The following is an 823-nucleotide window of genomic DNA, read 5'->3' as shown; positions in this document are numbered from 1 at the left end:
GTCGCCGAGCGGGTCGCCCGCGGCGACTTCGAGGCGCGCGTGTTGCACATCAGGGATCGCGGCGCGCTCGGCCGGCTACAGCACGCCTTCAACGACGCGACCGACCGGTGCGACGCATTCGTGCGCGAATCGACCGCCGCCATGGCGGCGATTCGCGACGACAAGTATCACCGCCGCATCCTGCCGAAGGGGCTGCACGGCAGCGTCAAGCTCGCCGCCGAGACGATCAACACGGCCATGGAGGCGATCCGCTGCCGGGTCGCCGCCTTCAACGCCGACACGGCGCAGTTCGAGGAGGCGATCGGCCGGGTCGTCGACGCCCTGTTGTCCGCCGGGGCGCCGTGCGTCACCGTCGAGTCGAGCTCTCGCGTGCTCGGCCAGGGGATGGCGCTGTGAGGGGGTCGCGTCGGCGGTGTTGAACCGCCGCTCGAAGCTTGCGACAAGCTGAAGCCGCACGGCGGCGCGAACGGGGGAGTGCGGGCTTGGGCAGGAAGGCGGCGGCGACGGACCCGGAGACGCGCGCGATCGACACGATCGCCGCGGCGTCGGTGGTCAGCCATTCGAGCGACGTCGATCTCACCCAGCGCCGCCGCCGGCAGATCGTCGGCGCGGCCGTGCATCTGTTCGCCCGCAAGGGCTACGACCGCACCACCATGCAGGAGATCGCCAAGCGGGCGAAGATCTCTGCGGGCCTGATCTACCACTACGCGCGGACCAAGGAGGACGTGCTGCTGCTCGCGCTCATGCACGTCATCAACACCTATCGCGAGCAGGTGCCGCCGGCCCTCGCCGGCATCACCGATCCGCTGGAGCGGTTCCGCGC

General features: G+C 70.7%; 1 protein-coding gene and 1 pseudogene. Both read left to right on the top strand.

Annotated elements, in window-relative coordinates; genetic code table 11:
• Positions 1–396, top strand: a pseudogene (locus ABTU92_RS29555) (methyl-accepting chemotaxis protein); the annotation flags it as partial.
• An 86-nt stretch (positions 397–482) separates the two neighbouring features.
• Positions 483–823: TetR/AcrR family transcriptional regulator (locus tag ABTU92_RS29550; protein ID WP_408095109.1), on the top strand; the 341-nt coding region annotated here is incomplete at its 3' end.

Origin of the sequence: Rhodoplanes sp. SY1 (genome assembly GCF_046000175.1) — a bacterium.
Taxonomy (GTDB): domain Bacteria; phylum Pseudomonadota; class Alphaproteobacteria; order Rhizobiales; family Xanthobacteraceae; genus Rhodoplanes.
The sequence above is the reverse complement of the archived record's forward strand: the minus strand, read 5'-3'. Positions and strand labels throughout refer to the sequence as shown.